The sequence below is a fragment of the Neisseria sp. HMSC068C04 genome (assembly GCF_001810105.1).
Taxonomy (GTDB): domain Bacteria; phylum Pseudomonadota; class Gammaproteobacteria; order Burkholderiales; family Neisseriaceae; genus Neisseria; species Neisseria flavescens_B.
On sequence record NZ_KV800009.1, the window covers coordinates 1 to 20,198 of the forward strand.

The 20,198-nt window shown below is 50.6% G+C and carries 20 protein-coding genes; 6 read left to right on the forward strand and 14 right to left on the reverse strand.

The window, feature by feature from the left end; translation table 11 throughout:
• Window positions 1-102: 102 nt before the first annotated feature.
• From HMPREF2700_RS10665 to potA, 6 genes are all read right to left on the reverse strand, one after another.
• A complete protein-coding gene (locus HMPREF2700_RS10665; RefSeq protein WP_070592024.1) occupies window positions 103-588 on the reverse strand; it encodes a DUF4189 domain-containing protein in 486 nt (161 codons plus the stop codon).
• Between the two features lie 170 nt (window positions 589-758).
• Complete coding sequence (gene trxB / locus HMPREF2700_RS10670) at window positions 759-1,709, reverse strand: thioredoxin-disulfide reductase (protein WP_049329772.1); 951 nt, start codon at window positions 1,707-1,709, stop codon at window positions 759-761.
• 108 nt (window positions 1,710-1,817) lie between these two features.
• Window positions 1,818-3,113 (reverse strand): NAD(P)/FAD-dependent oxidoreductase, encoded by a 1,296-nt coding sequence (locus tag HMPREF2700_RS10675; RefSeq protein ID WP_070592025.1) that lies wholly within the window; start codon window positions 3,111-3,113, stop codon window positions 1,818-1,820.
• A gap of 149 nt (window positions 3,114-3,262) precedes the next feature.
• Window positions 3,263-4,150, reverse strand: coding sequence for an ABC transporter permease subunit (locus HMPREF2700_RS10680; RefSeq protein ID WP_070592026.1), 888 nt, complete (start codon window positions 4,148-4,150; stop codon window positions 3,263-3,265).
• The gene (locus HMPREF2700_RS10685; protein WP_070592028.1) at window positions 4,150-5,115 is read right to left on the reverse strand and encodes an ABC transporter permease subunit; all 966 of its coding nucleotides are present in this window, start codon (window positions 5,113-5,115) and stop codon (window positions 4,150-4,152) included. The genes HMPREF2700_RS10680 and HMPREF2700_RS10685 overlap by 1 nt, the downstream gene beginning before the upstream one ends.
• Window positions 5,116-5,130: 15 nt before the next feature.
• On the reverse strand, window positions 5,131-6,255 hold the full coding sequence (gene potA / locus HMPREF2700_RS10690; protein WP_070592029.1) for an ABC transporter ATP-binding protein: 1,125 nt from the start codon (window positions 6,253-6,255) through the stop codon (window positions 5,131-5,133).
• A 476-nt stretch (window positions 6,256-6,731) separates the two neighbouring features.
• Between potA and radC the strand changes: the two genes are divergently transcribed.
• The gene (gene radC / locus HMPREF2700_RS10695) at window positions 6,732-7,406 is read left to right on the forward strand and encodes a RadC family protein (RefSeq protein ID WP_070592030.1); all 675 of its coding nucleotides are present in this window, start codon (window positions 6,732-6,734) and stop codon (window positions 7,404-7,406) included.
• A gap of 59 nt (window positions 7,407-7,465) precedes the next feature.
• Here radC and HMPREF2700_RS10700 read toward each other — a convergent pair whose 3' ends face one another.
• The 4 genes from HMPREF2700_RS10700 to HMPREF2700_RS10715 all read right to left on the reverse strand — a co-directional run bounded on the left by HMPREF2700_RS10700 (window position 7,466) and on the right by HMPREF2700_RS10715 (window position 12,299).
• Window positions 7,466-7,744 (reverse strand): NF038104 family lipoprotein, encoded by a 279-nt coding sequence (locus tag HMPREF2700_RS10700; RefSeq protein WP_070592032.1) that lies wholly within the window; start codon window positions 7,742-7,744, stop codon window positions 7,466-7,468.
• On the reverse strand, window positions 7,732-8,064 hold the full coding sequence (locus tag HMPREF2700_RS10705) for a general secretion pathway protein GspG (protein WP_070592099.1): 333 nt from the start codon (window positions 8,062-8,064) through the stop codon (window positions 7,732-7,734). Before HMPREF2700_RS10705 ends, HMPREF2700_RS10700 begins: the two co-directional genes overlap by 13 nt.
• 147 nt (window positions 8,065-8,211) lie before the next feature.
• Window positions 8,212-8,907 (reverse strand): aquaporin Z, encoded by a 696-nt coding sequence (gene aqpZ, locus HMPREF2700_RS10710; RefSeq protein ID WP_070592033.1) that lies wholly within the window; start codon window positions 8,905-8,907, stop codon window positions 8,212-8,214.
• A 338-nt stretch (window positions 8,908-9,245) separates the two neighbouring features.
• On the reverse strand, window positions 9,246-12,299 hold the full coding sequence (locus HMPREF2700_RS10715) for a DNA translocase FtsK (protein ID WP_070592035.1): 3,054 nt from the start codon (window positions 12,297-12,299) through the stop codon (window positions 9,246-9,248).
• 164 nt (window positions 12,300-12,463) lie between these two features.
• On the opposite strand from HMPREF2700_RS10715, the gene HMPREF2700_RS10720 reads away from it, so the two are divergent.
• Window positions 12,464-13,141, forward strand: coding sequence for an energy-coupling factor ABC transporter permease (locus tag HMPREF2700_RS10720; protein ID WP_070592037.1), 678 nt, complete (start codon window positions 12,464-12,466; stop codon window positions 13,139-13,141).
• A gap of 82 nt (window positions 13,142-13,223) precedes the next feature.
• Window positions 13,224-13,583, forward strand: a complete 360-nt coding sequence (locus HMPREF2700_RS10725) for a CrcB family protein (protein WP_003679592.1) — start codon at window positions 13,224-13,226, stop codon at window positions 13,581-13,583.
• A gap of 49 nt (window positions 13,584-13,632) precedes the next feature.
• Here the strand turns inward: HMPREF2700_RS10725 and HMPREF2700_RS10730 are convergent, their stop codons facing one another.
• The 4 genes from HMPREF2700_RS10730 to ppx form a co-directional block, all read right to left on the reverse strand.
• Window positions 13,633-14,259 carry an NAD(P)H-hydrate epimerase gene (locus HMPREF2700_RS10730; protein WP_070592039.1) on the reverse strand — a complete coding sequence of 209 codons (627 nt, stop codon included), beginning with the start codon at window positions 14,257-14,259 and terminating at the stop codon, window positions 13,633-13,635.
• Window positions 14,260-14,281: 22 nt separating this feature from the next.
• Window positions 14,282-15,196, reverse strand: a complete 915-nt coding sequence (truB, locus tag HMPREF2700_RS10735) for a tRNA pseudouridine(55) synthase TruB (RefSeq protein ID WP_070592040.1) — start codon at window positions 15,194-15,196, stop codon at window positions 14,282-14,284.
• A gap of 67 nt (window positions 15,197-15,263) precedes the next feature.
• Window positions 15,264-15,635, reverse strand: a complete 372-nt coding sequence (gene rbfA / locus HMPREF2700_RS10740) for a 30S ribosome-binding factor RbfA (protein ID WP_003685554.1) — start codon at window positions 15,633-15,635, stop codon at window positions 15,264-15,266.
• An 87-nt stretch (window positions 15,636-15,722) separates the two neighbouring features.
• Window positions 15,723-17,231, reverse strand: coding sequence for an exopolyphosphatase (gene ppx / locus HMPREF2700_RS10745; RefSeq protein WP_070592042.1), 1,509 nt, complete (start codon window positions 17,229-17,231; stop codon window positions 15,723-15,725).
• Between the two features lie 173 nt (window positions 17,232-17,404).
• Between ppx and HMPREF2700_RS10750 the strand changes: the two genes are divergently transcribed.
• The 3 genes from HMPREF2700_RS10750 to HMPREF2700_RS10760 all read left to right on the forward strand — a co-directional run bounded on the left by HMPREF2700_RS10750 (window position 17,405) and on the right by HMPREF2700_RS10760 (window position 20,146).
• Window positions 17,405-18,028 carry a lytic transglycosylase domain-containing protein gene (locus HMPREF2700_RS10750; protein ID WP_039863563.1) on the forward strand — a complete coding sequence of 208 codons (624 nt, stop codon included), beginning with the start codon at window positions 17,405-17,407 and terminating at the stop codon, window positions 18,026-18,028.
• Window positions 18,029-18,234: 206 nt separating this feature from the next.
• Window positions 18,235-19,617 carry an MFS transporter gene (locus tag HMPREF2700_RS10755; RefSeq protein ID WP_070592043.1) on the forward strand — a complete coding sequence of 461 codons (1,383 nt, stop codon included), beginning with the start codon at window positions 18,235-18,237 and terminating at the stop codon, window positions 19,615-19,617.
• 1 nt (window position 19,618) lies between these two features.
• Window positions 19,619-20,146 (forward strand): single-stranded DNA-binding protein, encoded by a 528-nt coding sequence (locus HMPREF2700_RS10760; RefSeq protein WP_049332709.1) that lies wholly within the window; start codon window positions 19,619-19,621, stop codon window positions 20,144-20,146.
• Window positions 20,147-20,198: the final 52 nt, after the last annotated feature.

Below are 20,198 nucleotides of genomic sequence, written 5' to 3' on the forward strand. Positions count from 1 at the left end.
AGGGGATTTTGGGGAATTTTGCAAAGGTCTCAGCCAGAATAAAAAACCGGCTTGCCGTGATATGGAGAATATCGGGCAAGCCGGTTTTATTTTCAGACGGCCTTAGATGGATTTGATTTTTTCCCAGAGGGTTTTGACCGTACCTTGATAGTAGGTTTCGGAAGTGCAATAGACTGTTTCTAAAGCGCATTGTCCTTGTGAGCCGTATTTTTTGATACACTGGTTCAATGCAATTTGATGCACGGTTTTGAAACGAGGGGAGGTAATGGCCACAACGTTTTGCGCAGTCAATTTGCCCATGGCTTTAGGGTAGGCAACAGCGATACAGGTGTTGTGCAGAGGGACAACAGTTTTACAGCCTGTTGCTTGACCTGCGCCGATACCGGCTAAGGCATCTTGGCCTTTGCAGAATGTTTCGAGCTCGGCTGTCGCATCCAGTTGGGTGGCATTTTCTTTGGTGGTTTTGATTTGCAGCGCTTCATTGCTGTCGGCAGGGTTTTGCCACATGGCCAGGTAGCCGTAAGTATCGGCAGCCAGGGCGGCAGGAGTCAGTGCGCAAAGGATAAGTGTCGTTAGTGTTTTTTTCATGTTCGTTCCCTGTTTGTTGGGTATTTGTCGTTATTATAAAGCAAAAGTACTTATTTGATATAAATTTGCTTTTAAAATGAATATTTAGTGTAGCAGATAAATTATAGGCCGTCTGAAATTTCAGACGGCCTTTTGATTATGTTTTAAAGAATAGGGCGTAGCTTAGAGGCTTATACACCGTGGCGGTCGAGCCAACGTTCGGCATCAAGCGCGGCTTGGCAGCCGGAAGCTGCGCTGGTGATGGCTTGACGGTAGGTATGGTCTTTGACGTCGCCTGCCGCCCATACGCCTTCGATATTGGTTGCGCCGACATTGTCGCCGGTACCGCCTTTGGTTTTCAGGTAGCCGGTTTCATCCATATCGAGTTGGCCTTTGAAGATATCGGTATTGGGTTTGTGGCCGATGGCGATGAAAACGCCTTTTACCGCGATTTCTTCAGTGCTGCCGTCATTGTGTTTCAGGCGTGCACCGGTAACGCCGCTTTCGTCGCCCAAGATTTCATCAACCGAGCTGTTGAGCTTGAGGATGATTTTGCCTTCTTCGACGCGTTGCATCAGTTTGTCCACCATGATTTTCTCGGCGCGGAAACTGTCGCGGCGGTGAATCAGGGTAACGGTGTTAGCGATATTGGCAAGGTAGAGGGCTTCTTCCACAGCGGTATTGCCACCGCCTACTACGGCAACATCTTGTTTTTTGTAGAAGAAACCATCGCAAGTTGCGCAGGCGGAAACGCCTTTCCCGGCAAAGGTTTCTTCGCTTGGTAAACCTAAATATTTGGCGGATGCGCCGGTGGCAACGATGAGTGCGTCGCAGGTGTATTCGCCCATATCGCCTTTGAGGGTAAACGGACGGTTTTGCAAATCAACGGTGTGGATTTGGTCGAAAATCATTTCAGTGCCGAAGCGTTCGGCATGGGCTTGGAAACGGGCCATCAGTTCCGGACCTTGTACGCCTTCTGCGTCGGCAGGCCAGTTGTCCACTTCGGTGGTGGTCATCAGTTGTCCGCCTTGTTCAACGCCGGTAATGATCACAGGGTTGAGGTTGGCACGGGCGGCATAGACGGCGGCAGTATAGCCGGCAGGACCGGAGCCGAGGATGATGAGTTTATGATGGTTGCTCATGATGGTTTCCTTGCTGATAAATGATTGAATTTTGTCGTATCTAAGCTTTCAGACGGCCTGAATTTTACTTGAATCTGCCGCTGCCTGAAATATGTTTGTTGTTTGGGTTTAGTGGCTGTCTTTCCATTGATAGTATTTTGAGCCGAGGAAAGAGCCGAGTTTGCGCAGGAAAGGCTGGGTAATGATGTTGCTGTGGCGCAGTTGCTCAAAAGGTTTCAGACGGCCGTCATCGTCCATGATGGCTTCGGCAATCGCCAAACCGGCAATGCCGGTAATCGCCATACCGTGTCCGGAATAGCCTTGGGCGTAGAAAACGGTAGGGGCGAGGCGGCCGAAATGTGGGGCGAGGTTGCGCGTAATGTCGCATTCACCACCCCAGGAATGCTCGATTCTGACGTCGGCAAGTTGCGGGAAAACTTTCAGCATGTCTTGGCGGACGAGTTCGGTCATGCGGTCAGGGTCATCGATAAACTCGTTGTCTTTGCCGCCGAAGAGCAGGCGGCCGTCGGCGCTGAGGCGGTAGTAGTCGAGGATGTGGCGGTTGTCGCAGATGGCCATATTGTTGCGGATCAGGTCTTTGGCGCGTTCGCCCAAAGGTTCGGTGGCGATGATAAAGGTGCTGACTGCAATGGCTTTTTGTTCCAATACTTTGAATTTTGGATGCAAACCGGCATAAGTATTGACGGCATAAACGAGGTTTTTGCACTCAACGCTGCCATTGGGCGTGTGTACCAGCCAGCCGTTATCGCATGGCTCGATACGCGTCATCGGGGATTGCTCAAAAAGTTGTGCGCCTGCATCGGCTGCCGCTTTGGCAATGCCTAGGGTGTAATTGAGCGGGTGTAAGTGGCCGGATAAAGGATCAAATTGCGCGCCTTGATACATATCGCTGGCAAGTTGCTGCTTCAGCGTGGCTTTATCCCAAAGCCGGTAATGGCTTGCGCCATAATGTTTTTGGGCGTGTTCGTGCCATTGTTGCAATTCTTCCCAATGCTGAGGACGGACGGCGACGGTAGCGTAGCCGCGTTGCCAATCGCATTGGATGTTGTGTTTTTGAATGCGCGAGTCAACCAGTTCAACGGCTTGCAGAGATTGCTGCCAGAACCATTGGGCCTGTTCCAAACCGACTTGTTTTTCGATTTCTTCCATGCCGCAGGCAAAGTCGCTGATGACTTGTCCGCCGCTGCGGCCTGATGCGCCGAAACCGATACGGGCGGCTTCAAGTACGATGACTTCATGGCCGTTTTCGGCAAGCGGCAGGGCGGTGCATAAGCCGGACAGGCCGCCGCCGATAACGCAGGTTTCAGTTTTCAGACGGCCTTCAAGCGTCGGATAAGACGGATGGGGATTGGCAGTGCTGACATAGTAGGAAGGAAGATATTCTTTGAAGCTGGGATTGATCATGATTTGAGCTTTAGGTTGGTTTTCACTTCATTGAAAATAGGTTTTCAGACGGCCTGGAATGTGGGTTTGGGTTCAGGCAGTCTGAAAGGATAAGATGCAGTTAATAAAACAGGCTGTTCCGACGCTTTATCGGACAGCCTGTCTGCATATTAGGCGGCTTTCTCGGCTGCCAATTTTTCTTGGCGGTAGGCTTCGGCAGCCTCGCGTTCCCGTTTGGTTGCCTGACGCATCATCCAGTAGTTGACGACAATCACCAGCGTACCGATGATACCGATCAGGATGGTTGCCAAAACGTTCATCTGAGGGTCAAGGCCGAGTTTGATTTTGGAGAAAATCACTTGCGGCAATGTCGATGAACCCGGGCCTGACAGGAAGGAGGTAATCACCAAGTCGTCCAAAGACAGGGTAATGCCCAAGAGGAAGCCGGAAGCAATCGCAGGGGCAATCAGCGGCAGGGTAATCACGAAGAAAATTTTCAGCGGATGAGCGCCCAAGTCCATAGCGGCTTCTTCCAAGGATTGATCCAATTCCACCAAGCGCGAGCGGATAACGACGGTAATGTACGCCATGCAAAGTGTGGTGTGGCCGAGGAAGATGGTGAAGAAACCGCGATCGAAGTAGAGCGATTGCAGCAATTCACTGCCTTGCAGGAACATTTGCACCTGAATAATCAATAGCAGCATGGACAAACCGGTAATCACATCAGGCATCACCATAGGCGCGGAAATCATACCGGCAAACAGGGTACTGCCGCGGAAGCGTTTGATGCGCGCCATGGCGTAACCAGCCAATGTGCCGAGTGCTACGGCGGCAAGCGAGGAAACGATGGCGATACGCAATGACAGCCAGGCCGCTTCCAAGATGGTGTCGTTTTCCATCAATGCGCCGTACCATTTGGTTGAAAAACCGCCCCAAACGGTAACCAGCTTGGATTCATTGAAAGAATAGACGACCAAAACCACCAGCGGAATATAGAGGAATGCCAGCGAGAGCAGGAGCATCAGTTTCAAGAACCAGGATAATTTGGTTTTCTGCATTATTTTCCTCCTTCTTCCAATTCGCGGTTTTCATAGTGCTGGAACAGGGCAATCGGTACAACCAGCAGGGCAACCATAACGACGGCGACGGCAGAAGCCAGCGGCCAGTTGTTTTGGTCGAAGAATGCCTGCCACAATACTTTACCGATCATCAGGTTTTCAGAACCGCCCACCAATTCAGGAATCACAAATTCGCCGACGGCCGGAACGAAGACCAGCATAGAGCCTGCGATGATGCCTGTTTTGGATAAAGGCAGGGTAATGGTAAAGAAAGATTTGATCGGACCTGCGCCCAAGTCGGAAGCGGCTTCGAGCAGACGGTTGTCCAGTTTTACCAGTTGTGTGTACAGCGGCAAAATCATAAACGGCAAATAGGCGTAAACCATCACCAAATTCAGCGAGAAAGCATTATAGAACAGGTCTAAAGGCTCGCTGATGATTCCATATTTAATTAAGAAATTGTTGATGATACCGTTGTGACCCAATAAGCCCATCCATGCGTAAACACGCAACAGGAAAGAGGTCCAGAAAGGCAACATGATTGCCAACAGCAGGCCGTTACGCGCAGCCGGATTGGCGCGTGAAATGGCATAAGCGGTCGGATAACCAATCAACAGGCAGATGATGGTTGTCGTCAGCGCAGTCTTAATCGAAGACCAGTAGGTCATCAGATAGATATTGCTGTTTTCACTGTCGCCAAACGGATTGAGCGTATTCCAAAAGTTTTGGAAGATGTCGGCGTAGTTCTGATAGCTGATGGCAATGTTCAGACGGCCTAAGTCTTCATCAATCGTCGTCAACGGCGTAAATGGCGGAATGGAGATTTCTTGTTCGGCAAAGCTGATTTTCAAGACGATGGCGAATGGAATCAGAAACAGCACCAAGAGCCAGATATACGGCACGGCAATCACTGCACGCTGTCCAGGACGGCGAAACAGTTTCTTTTTCAGTTTTTTAAGGTCCATTGCATTTCCCTCAAATTAACTGTACAGAGGCGTAGGTTGGTTTTCAGGCCAGCTGATATAGACAGTTTCGTCCCAAGTCGGCGGAGTAATGTTGCGCACATACCAATAAGGTGCGGGAACTTGGCTTTTGACGACACGGCCGTTGGCGAGTTTGATGTGGTAAATCGCGAAGCTGCCTAGATAGGCAATTTCTTTGACTGTACCTTGAGCCCAGTTGTGCACGCCTAAGTGTTCCGGTTTTTCTTTGTGCAAATCAATGTCTTCAGGGCGAATGCTGATCCAAATTTCATGGTCGTTCGGAACGCCCAAACCGTGGTCGATGCGGACGTGGTTTTCCAAGCCATCACATTTGACGATGGAGAAATCGGCGCGGTCATCAATGACGACGCCATCAAAAATATTGGTTTCGCCGATAAATTCAGCGGTAAAGCGGCTATTAGGGTAATCGTACACGTCGCTAGGCGTACCGACTTGACGCAATTGACCGTCGGACATAATAGCGATACGGGTAGCCATCGTCATCGCTTCTTCTTGGTCGTGGGTAACCATAATGCAGGTTACGCCGACTTGTTCCAGCGTGTTGACCAATTCCAGTTGGGTTTGTTGGCGCAGTTTTTTATCGAGTGCGCCCAAAGGTTCGTCAAGCAGCAGGATTTTAGGACGTTTCGCCAGGCTACGCGCCAAAGCGATACGTTGTTGCTGACCACCGGAGAGTTGGTGCGGCTTGCGTTTGGCGTATTTGGTCATTTGTACCAGACGCAGCATTTCTTCCACACGGGCGTCAATTTCGCCTTTAGGCATTTTGTCTTGTTTCAGACCGAACGCGATGTTTTGCTCAACGCTCATGTGCGGGAACAGGGCATAGCTTTGGAACATCATGTTGATTGGGCGTTCGTACGGAGCAAGTTTGGTAATGTCTTGGCCGTCGAGAATGATTTTGCCCTGATTGGGGCTTTCCATGCCTGCCAACATGCGCAGCAGCGTGGATTTGCCACTGCCTGAGCTGCCCAAAAGGGCAAAGATTTCATGTTGATAAATGTCCAAGTCGATGTTATCGACAGCGTAATTGTCACCAAACTTTTTCACCAAGCCTTGGATTTGCAGATAAGGTTTGGCTGAAGACGCAGTGGTTGCGGTCATAATGGCAATACTCCAAAAAGAAAGACGAGTACCGGCAAAACGGATTTTCGAATGGGTGATAAAAAGCTGTTTGATTGCTGGCGGGAGTCGGACGGAGGCCGTCTGAAACTCTTGTAAAGCGCACGGGCAGCGTGGATAGAAAGCAGTTTAAGCCTAAGCTTTTGCTCTCGGCAAACTCGATATTATATTAGTCTAAGCCTCATAGGGGCAATATGAAATTACTTGTATCGGCTGATTTGAAACAAATATGAAAGGAAAGGCAGGCAGGGGAACAGGATAGCGAAAATGGGTAACGTTGTTTTTCTGCACAAAGTGGCTTAATTGTTATTTATATGTCTTAAATAATTATTCAAAATAGAATAAAATACGCAAATTGCATTTATTTGCTAAAACCATAATGGATTACGTTTTATATCGGGCGAGGCGGTTTTGCTCAGAATTGAAACTAAATCCGCTATATGAATAAAAAGGAAAACATGAGTATCAAAGAATGGCCCGAAGGGGAGCGGCCGCGTGAGAAGCTCTTGGCGCACGGTGCGGCGGCATTGAGTGATGCGGAGTTGCTGGCAATTTTGCTGCGTGTTGGAACGCGTGGTATGAGTGCGGTCGATTTGGCTCGTTATTTGTTGGGTGAGTTTGGCAGCTTGGGGAAGCTGATGAGTGCGGATGCCAAAACACTCGCTGCTTATAAGGGCATGGGTTTGGCGAGCTATACTCAATTTGCAGTGGTCAAAGAAATCGGGCGGAGGATTTTGGGTGAGGATTTGCAGGAGCAGATTGTTTTGTCAAACCCGAAATCGGTTGCGGATTATCTGCGCCTGCATCTTGGACATGAAAAAATCGAGGTCAGCGTTGCTTTGCTGCTCAACCGTCAAAATCAATTGATTGCGGTACGGGAATTGTCGCGCGGTACGGTGGCGGAAAATACGGTTTATATCCGTGAAATCGTCAAATTGGCATTGGATGAATATGCCGACAGTTTGATTTTGGCACACAATCATCCGGGCGGTTCGGCAAGGCCGTCTGAATCTGATGTGCAGTTTACAGAGCGTTTGCAACAGGCTTTAAGTTTGGTCGATATTACGCTGTTGGACCATTTTATTGTAACGGCAAAAGAAACCTGCTCTTTGCGCGAACAGGGCTATATGTAAGGATGAATGTTCAGACGGCCTCAGTAGGATTGGTTACCTTACTGAGGCCGTCTGAAGGATTATTGCGCTACTTCGTCGGAGGATTCTTCTTTATAGACGATTTCTTCCGATTTTGGCTTTTCTTTGCTCTTCTCCTTCTCTTTTTCTTTATCCTTGTCTTTTTTACCGTCGGGAATGGCGGCATCAATCACTGCACCCGTTCCTTTGACAACCAACTTTCCGGCAGTCAGGACGGTTGTGGCGGCCAAATCGACAGCCGCACCTACAACGCAGCCGTTAAGCGTCAGGTAAAGGGCAAGTGCCGGAATCAGGCGTTTTGTGCATCTCAATGGCTGCATCCGCAGTGTCCTTCGTAATGATGGCCGCATCCGAGTGCTTCTTGCCAAGCATCATCATCGCCGTCAAATTCCTCAACTTCGTCAAATTCACCGTTTTCTACCATGCTTACCAGCTCTTCCAAGCTTTCTGCGCCTTCTACCCAAAAGCAGGGAATATCGGGCGGTGTGTCGGGGGCAAGTAGGGCGGCTTGTTGGTCATGCCAAGCAATCCAATAGCCGTTTTGCGTTTGTACGAATACGGCATCGGGATGGATGGTTTCGTTTTCGGTATTGACCAGCATTCTGGCGGCGATATCGGTTTGAAAAGGTAAGGTTTGCATGATGGTTTGAGAATGTGGGAAAAGAAAGTATTGTAACATGGCAAAAACAAACGCACCGTCTGAGTCAGGCGGTGCGTTTGTGTCTCGGCAACTTGGGTGCGGTCAGTTTAGAGTGTCAGCTGCACCGGGAATGTCATTCCGTCAAGATTATTTGTCGTCGTTAGCCAAAACGAAGCGGTAAATAGCCGCGCCAACTGCTGCGCCGGCAATAGGAGCCAACCAGAACAACCACAGCTGTTCAACAGCCCAGCCGCCTTGGAACAAGGCAACACCGGTAGAACGTGCAGGGTTAACGGAAGTATTGGTTACAGGAATGCTGATCAAGTGAATCAGGGTCAGACCCAGGCCGATGGCGATAGGGGCAAAGCCGATCGGAGCCAATTTGTCGGTAGAACCCATGATGATGATCAGGAAGAATGCGGTTAGGACGAATTCGATCAGCAAAGCGGCCATCATATCGTAACCGTTAGGAGAGTGTTCGCCGAAACCGTTGCTGGCAAAGCCGGAGGCAGCAGCATCAAAACCGGTTTTACCGGAAGCAATCAGATACAGAACGCCCGCGGCGGCAATCGCACCGATAACTTGGGATACGATGTAAGGCAACAGGTCTTTACCGTTGAAACGGCCGCCGATGAAGAGGCCGACGGAAACGGCAGGGTTGAAGTGGCCGCCGGAAATGTGGCCGACGGCGTAAGCCATGGTCAGTACGGTCAAACCGAATGCTAAAGCGACACCGGCAAAACCAATGCCAAGTTCAGGGTAGGCTGCTGCCAAAACTGCGCTGCCGCAGCCGCCGAATACCAGCCAGAAAGTGCCGAAAAATTCTGCAAAATATTTTTTCATTTGTTTTTCCTCGTAAAGGGTGGGGTGTTGCCGAAGGCATGAATCATAATAATATTGTTTCTAATCGAAAAACGGATTTACCTGTTTTTTCCGGTCTTGACAAAAGGCCGTCTGAAAAGGGTGACAAATGGATAGGGATATATCTGGCAGGTCGAGTGTTGTTTATTTAGGCTGGGTTTATTTAATAGCGAAGCAAATGCCGTTAATGCAAAAGCTTTTGGTTTTGTAGGTAATATTATTTACAGATTATTAATTTGATCGGAATCTTTGAACCCATTATCTAATTGAAAAGGCCGTCTGAAAAGTTTTCAGACGGCCTTGATTTAAGCGAGGATAAATTAATCCAGATGGTCGCTGCTTTGCGCCAAGATGGTGCGGTTGCCGTTGTTTTCCGCCGGGGAAACAATACCGTCGGCTTCCATTTGGTCAATCAGGCGGGCGGCGCGGTTGTAGCCGATGCGCAGTTGGCGTTGGATATTGGAAATGCTGGCCTTACGCGATTTTAAGACAACGGAAACGGCTTCGTCATACATGGGGTCGAGGTCGCTGTCGTTGCTGCGGCTGGTGCCGGTAAAGTCCTCGGTCGAACCGCTGCTCAAAATATCATCGATATAGTCAGGCGCACCGAATTGTTTCAGGTATTCCACTACGCGGTGTACTTCATTATCGGATGCGAATGCGCCGTGTACGCGTTGAGGATAGCCGGTACCGGGCGGCAGGAACAGCATATCGCCTTGGCCGAGCAGGTTTTCCGCACCCATTTGGTCAAGAATCGTGCGGCTGTCGATTTTGCTGGACACTTGGAAGGCAATGCGTGTCGGAATATTGGCTTTAATCAGGCCGGTAATGACATCCACGCTTGGGCGTTGGGTGGCAAGAATTAAATGGATGCCGGCTGCACGCGCTTTTTGGGCAAGACGGGCAATCAGTTCTTCAATTTTCTTGCCTGCAGTCATCATCAGGTCGGCAAACTCATCTACTACAACCACGATAAACGGCAGTTTCTCCAATGGCTCAGGATTTTCAGGCGTGAGGCTGAACGGGCTGCCGATTTTTTCGCCACGCGCGGCGGCTTCGGCAATTTTTTGGTTGAAACCGGCAAGATTGCGCACGCCCATAAAGCTCATCAGGCGGTAGCGTTTTTCCATTTCGTTGACGCACCAGTTCAGGGCGTTTGCTGCCAGCTTCATATCGGTCACGACAGGGGCAAGCAGGTGTGGAATGCCTTCGTAAATGCTCAGCTCCAGCATTTTCGGGTCAATCATAATCATGCGCACGTCTTCAGGCGTTGCTTTGAAGAGCATGGACAGGATCATGGCGTTCACGCCTACGGATTTACCCGAACCGGTCGTACCGGCAACCAGTAGATGCGGTGCTTTAGCCAAGTCTGTCACAACAGGCTGGCCGGTAATGTCTTGGCCGAGAGCAAGGGTCAGTTTAGATTTGGATTCGGTAAACGCAGGCGAATTGAAGATTTCGCTCAAGCGGATCATTTGGCGTTTCGGATTAGGCAATTCCAAGCCCATGCAGGTTTTGCCGGGGATGGTTTCCACCACGCGGATGGAAGCCACGCCAAGCGAGCGCGCCAAGTCTTTTTCAAGGTTCAAAACGGCACTGCCGCGTACGCCGACATCAGGCTCAATCTCGTAGCGCGTAATGACCGGGCCGGAATAGGAGTCCATCACTTTGACTTTAACTTTGAACTCGGCCAGTTTTTCTTCGATGGTAATGCTGTTTTCCAACAACTGTTCTTCAGTTTGCGAAGCGCTCGGATCAAATTGCGGTGGCAGAAGCAGGGCAGTAGTCGGCAGGTGTGCCTCGGTAAGTGTTGCCGAAGTCGGAAGAACTACGCTTGGCGTACTCTCTTGAACGTTTGGTTCTACGGTTTGAACAAGCGTTTCAACGACTGTCTGTGTATATTCAGACGGCCTTGCGATTGTTTCAACAGATTCAACGGGTTCAATGGTTTCAACCGCTTGAATAGCTTTTGCTTCCGGTTGTACAGTTGCTTCCGGCTCGCCATCGAATTCCGCTTCTTCGACGGCAGATTCGCTGATTAAATAATCGCGGATGCTGCGTTCAGGCTGATTGCTGACATGCGCATTGACTTGTGCATCAAAAATCGGTACTTGGATTTTATGTTCAAAAGCAGGCGGCTCGGGGATATCAATCGGCGCAATCGAGGTTTGGAAAACAGGCGGCTCGGGAATATCGGTTTTAGCCATAGGGACAACTGGTACGGCAGGGGGCTCAACTACGGTTGCGTTTGGCGCGGCAGGTCGGGAGATATAAGGGGATTTTTTAACAGGCGCAGCCGGTTTCGGACGGGACGGCGTTGCCGGTGCGGCAGGTTGTGGTGCAACAGCTTCCGTGGCAGCTTGTTTACGCGCCCATCTTTCGGCGGCCGCTTCGGTATGGCGAACTTGACGGCGCAAGCTGGCAGGACGGCTGATTTGTCCCAAGTTGGCCAGAATTTCGTCATTTTCGATGGTGCGCGGAGAGTAGTCGCGCAAAGGAGCGACGGCCGCGGCCAGTTTGTGGCGGGCGGCGGTACGGCGGGCAAGGTTGTTGTGAATATCTTCCGCTTGGATTTCAGAAGGGAATGCCTGCATGGAAGTATAGGGGAGGATGGCTTCTTTTTCGGCAGTTCTTAAGGCCGTCTGAACGGTTTCGATATGCGGCGCATTGGCTTCTGCCACGCGGACATTATTGGCGCGCGCCAAGGCACGCTCGCGTGTGCGGCGCAAGATGGGGTCGTTGTAGTCGATGATTTCCATGCCTGTCATCGGCAGGGATGAAGCACGCAACAATGGAGTTTCGACTTCGTCTTTGTAAATCGGCGCATTTTTTTCGGCCAAATGCTCGTTCCATTCTTCAACCGCTGCTTCGTGCAGGGAACGGGTGGCTTCTTCTAATGTGATTTCTTCAAAATTGCTGTTTTGCACCAAAGACGGGCTGTATTCGGGCGTTTCCATTTGTGCAAACGGCGTGATTTTAGGAATACGTTCCGGTTTGGCAGATTTGCGGGTTTTAGGCGCAATTTTGATTTCTTCTTCAGTAGCTGTGATGTGTTCCGGCTCTTCGGTAACTGGCTCTGTTGTGTGCTCTTCGTCTGTTTCAGAGCGTTGCATTTTATTGTGTTCGAGCGCGGAAAGCAGGCGGATGCGGGCGATTTTATGGTTGTCGGCAGTGCGCTTGTTCATGCTGAACAAACGTTTCAGGCTCTCCAGTTGGTCGGAAAAACCGACCGAGCAGTTTTCTTCGTTTATTTCTTGTTCGTCGCCACTGAGTCGGGCCAATTCTTGGCGCCACTTTTGCTCTTGTTTCTGGCGCCACCAGAACAAGCCGGCTATGACAGCCAGCAGAATTAAAGCCAATATTGTCCAAAGCATGCGTCCATCCCCTTAATTAAACGGCAAAGTCCGTTATTCTAACGCTTTTTTCGGGTAAACAAAACCAGCCGAAACAAGCTTTAACGGCAAAGGCAGACAGGATTGTCAAAGCTATGGCTTGAGACGCGTATAATAGGCCGTCTGAACATTTTGCGGATGAGATGATGATTTTTCAAAACGGATGGTTTCCCGTTGGTGTCGTGATGGCGGCATGGCCTGTGTTGCTGGTGATTTTTGCTTTGTGTGCAAAGCAGGCATGGGTGTCGGTATCGCAGCATCGTTCCGCATTCTTGGTGGCTGCCGTGATGTTGCCGCTGGCTTGGAGTTTGAATGCCTCCCCGGAAAGCGGACAACTGGCCGGCATGAGCTATCATCTGCTTGCTTTAAACCTGACGGCTTTAATGCTGGGCACATCTGCCGCGTTCTGCCTTGGCGTTTTACTGTTTTTTCCGTATTTGTGGCTTTGGGGCGATTGGCATATGTTCCCCATCAACGCCTTGTCCGTATTGCTTCCGCCTTTGTTGGTGAATTTGGGTTTCCGCCATTGGGTATCGCGTTTGCCTGCCAATATCTTTATCTTTATTTTTCTGAATGGTTTTTGGGCTGCGGCGGTCGGAATGGTGTTTGCCGGTGTGGTTTTGGTCGGTTTGTTGGACTGGGCGGACGTATTCGATACGTCGGTATTATGGAAAACTGCTTTTCCTGTTTTCTTCTTAATCGCTTGGGCAGAGGCATTTTTGAGCGGTATTTCAACAGCCATTTTTATCGCGCTCAAGCCGCAATGGATTTGTACTTTCGATGACGACAGGTATTTGAAATCCGCGCCTAAGATTTGGCAATAAGATATGAAGGCATCCTTGCTTGGTTTTCAGACGGCCTAAATGACCGGATGGCCTGCTTTTTGAATTGAATTTTTAACTTGTTATGTTTGCTTATATTTTTCCCATTGTTTGCGGTGCCGCTGTCGGGGCTGTATTGCGTTGGCTGTTTGGCTTGGTGCTGGTGTCTTCTGCGCCTTTTTCTATCGGTACATTGGCGGCAAACTGGCTGGGTGCGCTGCTGATCGGCGTATTGGCGGAACTCTTAACCGATCCGCAATGGCGTTTGCTTTGGATTACCGGCTTTCTCGGCAGCTTGACCACATTTTCAGGTTTTTCAGTGGAGATGGTGGGTTTGATGCAGGCACAACGTTGGGGCATGGCTTTGATGGCAACCTGTCTGCATGTCTTCGGTTCGTTTGGTTTGACGGCGCTGGGGATTAAATTGGCGCAGATTTGGAAGTAAACAAAAATAACAGGGCGCAAAATTGCACCCTGTTATTTTTTATAGACATTTAATCAATGCCAATAGGTAAACAGACGGTTTCTTGACAATAGGTTTTGCCGGACTCGCTTAAATGCGCCGGTTTGTAGGCGGCAAAGGTGTAGGTCAGATCTGCGCGGAATGTGTCGGGATCGGCTTCGGCGGTGTCGCAGTTGAGGCCGGTGGGAATATCGAGGGCGACTTTCAGGCCGTCTGAATGATTGAGTTGGCGGCAGAGGGCGGCGATTTCTGCTGGAAGCGCGCCGCTGAAGCCTGTGCCGAATATGCCTTCGATAATGATGTCGTAACCTTTTTTCAGACGGCCTTCCAGCTCTTGCTTGGTAATAAATTCAATATGGGGCAAACCGTTAAGGCGTTCGCGATTGGTTTGAGCCAAAGGGGAGAGGTTTTCTCCGAGTGAAAACAGAATGTCGATGTGCCAACCTTGCGCCTGCATATATCTTGCCATGACTAGGCCGTCGCCGCCATTGTTGCCTTTGCCGCAAACGATCAGGGCGCGTCCGGCTTGAGGATGACGCTGCATGAGGTCTTGCGCGGCAGAGCTACCGGCATTTTCCATCAGTTGGTCGAAGCTTGTGCCTTTATCGACGGCTGCTTGCTCGCGTTCGCGCATTTGGGCGGCGGTATAGACTTTCATGATTGGTTCTCTTTACAGGAAGTTATTTGTCGGCGGTATTCATCAGGCGCAAGGCTTTCAGACGGCCTATTTCTTTTTGATATTCCACCAGTCCGATAAATGTGCCGTCTCGGCTGTACACACGGATGGGCTGTTCGGCGGAAATGTCTTCGATAAACTGGGGACGTTGGCCGTGTTTGAGCATGGTAACGGCGTAGTCGTTCAGCTCGAGTTTGGGGAAATGTTGCACCAAAACATCGCAAGGCAGCAACAAGGCATCGCGTTCGGCTTCATCTAATTCTGCCAAAGCTTCGAGCGTGTGGCTTTGGGCAATGGTAAAGCCTGCTGTTTCAGTACGGCGCAGGGCGGTCAGGTGGGCGAATGTGTCGATGTGTTTGGCGATATCTTCGCTGAGGGTGCGGATGTAAGTACCCTTGCTGCAACGTACGTCTATCACGGCTTTGGGGGTATCAAATTCAGTGATATCAATGGAGTAAATCGTAATATCGCGCGCTTTGCGTTCGATAACGATGCCTTTGCGTGCGTATTCGTACAGCGGTTTGCCTTCGTGTTTGAGGGCGGAAAACATGGGAGGCACTTGGCGGATATCGCCCGTTAAGGCTTGGCAGGCCGTCTGAAATTCGGACAATGAAATATCGGCGCGTGCGGTGGCAACGATTTCACCTTCTGCATCGCCCGTACTGCTGGCTTCGCCCAGTTTCAGCGTGGCCGTATAGGCTTTGTCGGCATCAATCAGATATTGGGCGAACTTGGTCGCTTCGCCGAAGCAAACAGGCAAAAGCCCTGTGGCCAAAGGATCGAGTACGCCGGTATGCCCGGCTTTTTCGGCACGGAACAAGCGTCGCGCTTTTTGCAGGGCTGTGTTGCTGGAAAGGCCTTCGGGTTTGTCGAGGAGAAGAACGCCGTTGACAGGGCGTTTGGTGGGTTTATTGGTCATATTAATTAGGGAATATTAATGTTCAGGCCGTCTGAAAGGGTTCAGACGGCCTGCGTGTTTTAATCAATCAGTCTTCAACCGGTTTTTCCGCCGCCACTTGGTCGATCAGGCTGGAAATGCTCATGCCGCGTTCGAGTGATTCGTCGTATTTGAAGTGTAGTTCGGGCGTTTTGAAGAGTTTGATGCGTTTGGCCAATTCGCTGCGCAAATGGCCTTTGGCGTGTTCCAAAGCTTCTTCGGTAATGTCGCGCGTGCTGTCGTCGAGGACAGTGTAGAACACGGTGGCGTGGCTGTAGTCGCGGGTGACTTCGACTTCGTTGATGGTGATGAAACCGGCGCGCGGGTCTTTCAGGCCGGTGCGGACGAGTTCGGCAAGCTCGCGCATGATTTGTTCTTTGACACGGTCTTGGCGGGCGTAGCCGCGTTGGGGTTTTCTCATGGTTTTCCTTGATGTATGGCAGGCTGTCGTTTTCAGACGGCCTGCGGTTTGGATTTTGAAAAGCTGCCTATTATAACGGAGCGCGGTTTATTGTGCTTGAACCGAGAAAGGCATATCGATTTTTTGCCATTGCGCGCTTTCGTAGTCCAGCGCATCGGCGATGAGCGGGTGTTGCTCCAGCCATTGTGCGCTGATGCGCAAGATAAAGCCGTGGTTGTTTTCATCGACGCGAAGCTGGGTTTGCGGCGGCAAATCAAGCGGCAGGCGCGAGCGGCAGAAGAGGGCGGCCAGGCGCAGGGACAATACGGCACACCACATGATTTCGTTGTTGCCGATAATGTCCGCCATTTTCTTGAGGTCGCCGCGATGGCCGATAACCAGTTGCGCCAAAATGGTTTGCTCTTTGCGTGAGAAGCCCGGCATATCGGCGTTTTCGAGAATATAGGCGGAGTGTTTGTGATAGCCGGTATGGGCAATATCCAAACCGATTTCATGCAGACGGCCTGCGCGGCTGAGGTATTGGTTCCACAGGGCAAGCTCTTGAACGGTTACATTTTTGGCGTGGCACAGGCTGTTCATGAAGGCTTGCGCGGTATCGGCAACGCGTTTGGCTTGGTTGAGGCTGACGTGGTAGCGTTTTTGGAACTCTGCCGTTGTCTGTTCGCGCATATCGACATTGAGGCTGCGGCCGATTAAGTCGTAGAACACACCGTCGCGGAGTGCGGCCTCGGTAACGGTCATTTTGGTCAGCGAGAGTTCTTCAAAAGCGGCCATCATCACAGCCAATCCGCCTGCAAAAACTTCAATGCGTTCGGGTTTGAGGTTTTCAAATTTGGCTTTTTTTACCGAACCGGCCTCGATAATCCTATCGGCAAGATAACGCATGCCTTGGGCGGTAATGTCGGCTTCTTGCGGCAATTCGGCCGCCAAAACGTCGCGTATGGATTTTGCCGAGCCGGAAGTGCCGATGGCGAAATCCCAACCGGTACGCTTCATCATTTTGCTGATGCGCTGGATTTCGATACGCGCGGCGGAAACGGCGGCTTGGAAATCTTTGGCGGTCACTTTGTTTTGGAAGAAGCGCATGCTGTACGTTACGCAGCCCAAAGGCAGGCTTTCTGTAGTCAGTGGTTGCAAATCCGAGCCGATGACAAATTCGGTCGAGCCGCCGCCAATGTCGATAACCAGCATTTTGTCGCCTTTGGGCGGCAGGGTATGCACTACGCCGGTGTAAATCAGACGCGCTTCTTCACGGCCGGCAATGACTTCGATGGGGAAGCCCAACGCCGCTTCGGCACGGGGCAGGAATTGGGCGATGTTTTTGGCGACGCGGAAAGTGTTGGTGGCCACCACGCGCACGTTTTCGGGTTGGAATCCGCGCAGGCGTTCGCCAAATTTTGCCAAACATTCCAAGGCTTGTTCTTGAGAGGCTTCGCTCAGGTTTTTTTGTTCGTCCAAGCCGGCGGCAAAGCGAACCATTTGTTTGAACGAGTCGATGACTTTCAGCTGGCCGTTGTTGTTTTCACAGATTTGCAGGCGGAAACTGTTGGAACCCAAGTCGACGGAGGCTAAAACGTTGGCGGGAGTGGTGGTCATAAAAAATACCGGTTGATTAGAAAAACCTAAATGTTACTTGAGGCGGTATCACTTGACAATAAAAGGTATACAGCTCTTTGATTCTGCTCATAGATGTATTTTATAATGCTGACTTTAAGCCAATATATCAAAGGCCGTCTGAACTTTTCAGACGGCCTAAAAAGAGAAAACACATGAAATCGGAAAACCAAGATTCCTTATTTTTATCGCGCCGCCGTCTGTTGCAAGTCGGCGGAGCCATGCTTTTGACGCCTGCGACCGCATGGGCGGGGGCGCAACGTGAAGAAACGCTGGCCGATGATGTGGCTTCCGTGATGCGCAGTTCGATCAATAGTGCCAGCCCTGCGCGGCTGGTGTTTGCCGATTCGAGGGAAGGGGAGCGTTGGTTGGCGGCGATGTCTTCCCGATTGGCACGCTTTATTCCCGATGAGGGTGAGCGCCGCCGCCTGTTGGTCAATATTCAATACGAAAGCAGTCGTGCCGGACTCAATACTCAAGTGATTTTAGGTTTGATTGAAGTGGAAAGCGCGTTTCGCCAATATGCCATCAGCGGCGTGGGCGCGCGCGGTTTGATGCAGGTGATGCCGTTTTGGAAAAACTATATCGGTAATCCGTCACACAACCTTTTCGATATCCGCACCAATCTGCGCTATGGTTGCACCATTCTTCGCCATTACAACAATATCGAAAAAGGCAATATTGTCCGCGCTTTGGCAAGGTTTAACGGCAGCTTGGGCAGTAACAAATATCCAAATGCCGTGTTAGGCGCGTGGCGAAATAGATGGCAGTGGGGTTGATTCGGGATAAATGGGATAGGGCAGATCTTGCGTGACATTGTTTTTTGTTGAAACCAAACCGTTTTATACTGATGGAGCGGGTTTGCAATAAACGGCTTGCGATTTGACCCCATGCAATTCCTTTGAATCCTGTATAATCAGAAAATCTGTTAATTCACACTTTCAGACGGCCTTTCGCAAACTTAAGGCCGTCTGAAACATTATTTATGGCAAGAGATAACCGCATTCAAATGTTTCCGCACGAGTGGCGTGCCAGTACCACACTTTCCGGCGTTTACGCACTGCGTATGTTGGGGATGTTTTTGGTGTTGCCTGTTTTGGCGATGTATGCCGCTTCGTTGCCCGGCGCAGAAAACAATAAAGCGTTGGTCGGTATGGCGATGGGTATTTACGGGCTGACACAGGCTTTGCTGCAGCTGCCTTTGGGCATGGCTTCTGATAAGTTCGGCCGTAAAAAAGTGATTTATGCCGGCTTGATTGTGTTTGCGGCGGGTAGTTTTTTGGCCGCAGTTGCCGACAGCCTGCAGATGTTGGTTGCCGCGCGTGCCATTCAAGGCGCGGGTGCCGTCAGCGCGGCGGTAACGGCTTTGCTGGCGGATTTGACCCGTAATGAAGTGCGGACGCGTGCGATGGCGATGATCGGCCTGAGTATCGGCTTGACCTTCTCTGTCAGCCTAGTGCTTGCCCCGATGATTGCCAGCTTTATCGGCGTATCCGGCCTGTTTGCGCTGACCGGTATTCTGACTGTAATTAGTATCGGCGTGGTTGCCTGGATGACGCCTGATCCTGAAGTATCCAAAATGCACGAAGACACGCAGGCGCAGCCTTCTCGTATGGGCGAAGTATTGAAAAACCGCCAACTGCTCAATCTCGATTTCGGTATTTTTGCCTTGCATGCGGCGCAAATGGCTTTATTTACCGCATTGCCGTTTGCCATGACGCAGTTGGGTTTGGAAAAAATCCATCACTGGCAAGTCTATCTGCCGTCAACCATTACCGGCCTGATTATTATGGTGCCGCTGATTATCGTCGGCGAAACGCGCAACAAACTCAAACAAGTGTTTATCCTAGGTATCGTCTGCATTGCCGCGGCGCAAATCGGTCTGCTGTTTGGAATGCACTCGGTATGGTTGATTACCGCTTATCTGATTGTTTATTTTATTGGTTTCAATGTATTGGAAGCCAGCCTGCCGTCTATGGTGTCGAAAATCGCTCCGTCCGATTTGAAAGGCACCGCGATGGGCGTGTATAACACCATGCAGTCGGTCGGCTTGTTTGTCGGCGGCGCAACCGGTGGTTTATTGTTCCAAAAATACGGTTTTGTAGGCGTATTTGCCTTTTGTAGCGTATTGATGTTGCTGTGGCTGGTATTGGCAGTCATTTCGCCGGCACCGAAACCCGTCAAAAACCTCAGCTATCCACTTAACGCCGAATGGCAACAAAATCCGGATTTGCTCTACCAAAAATTGACCGAAATTGAAGGCGTTGAAAGCATTAGCTTTAGCGCGGACAAACAAACCATTTATATCAAGGCCTTGCAAAAAGGATTCAACCAAGAGGCCGCCGAAAAAATTATCATAGGAGTGTAAAATGTCATTGAATAAAGTTATCCTCATCGGCCGCCTCGGCCGCGACCCAGAAGTCCGCTATATGCCCAACGGCGAGGCCGTCTGTAACTTCAGCGTTGCCACCAGTGAAACGTGGAACGACCGCAACGGCCAACGCGTAGAACGTACCGAATGGCACAACATCACCATGTACCGCAAACTCGCCGAAATCGCCGGTCAATACCTGCGTAAAGGCAGCCAAGTGTATTTGGAAGGCCGTATCCAAAGCCGTAAATACCAAGGCAAAGACGGCATCGAGCGCACCGCTTACGACATCATCGCCAACGAAATGAAAATGCTCGGCGGCCGCAACGACAACAGCGGCGGTGCACCATACGATGACGGCTACAACCAAGGCGGTCATTCAAGCCAAAGCAGCTACCAACAAGCGCCACAGCAGCAATACCAATCTGCCCCAGCTCAAGAACCCCCAGCCGCCCCAGCCCGTCGTCCTGCCCCAGCACAACCGACTGCTCCGGTTGATGATATCGACGACGATATTCCGTTCTAAGTTACTTAATAAATTAAGGTTAAGTTAATTTAAAGCCCTCTAAATATCTTTA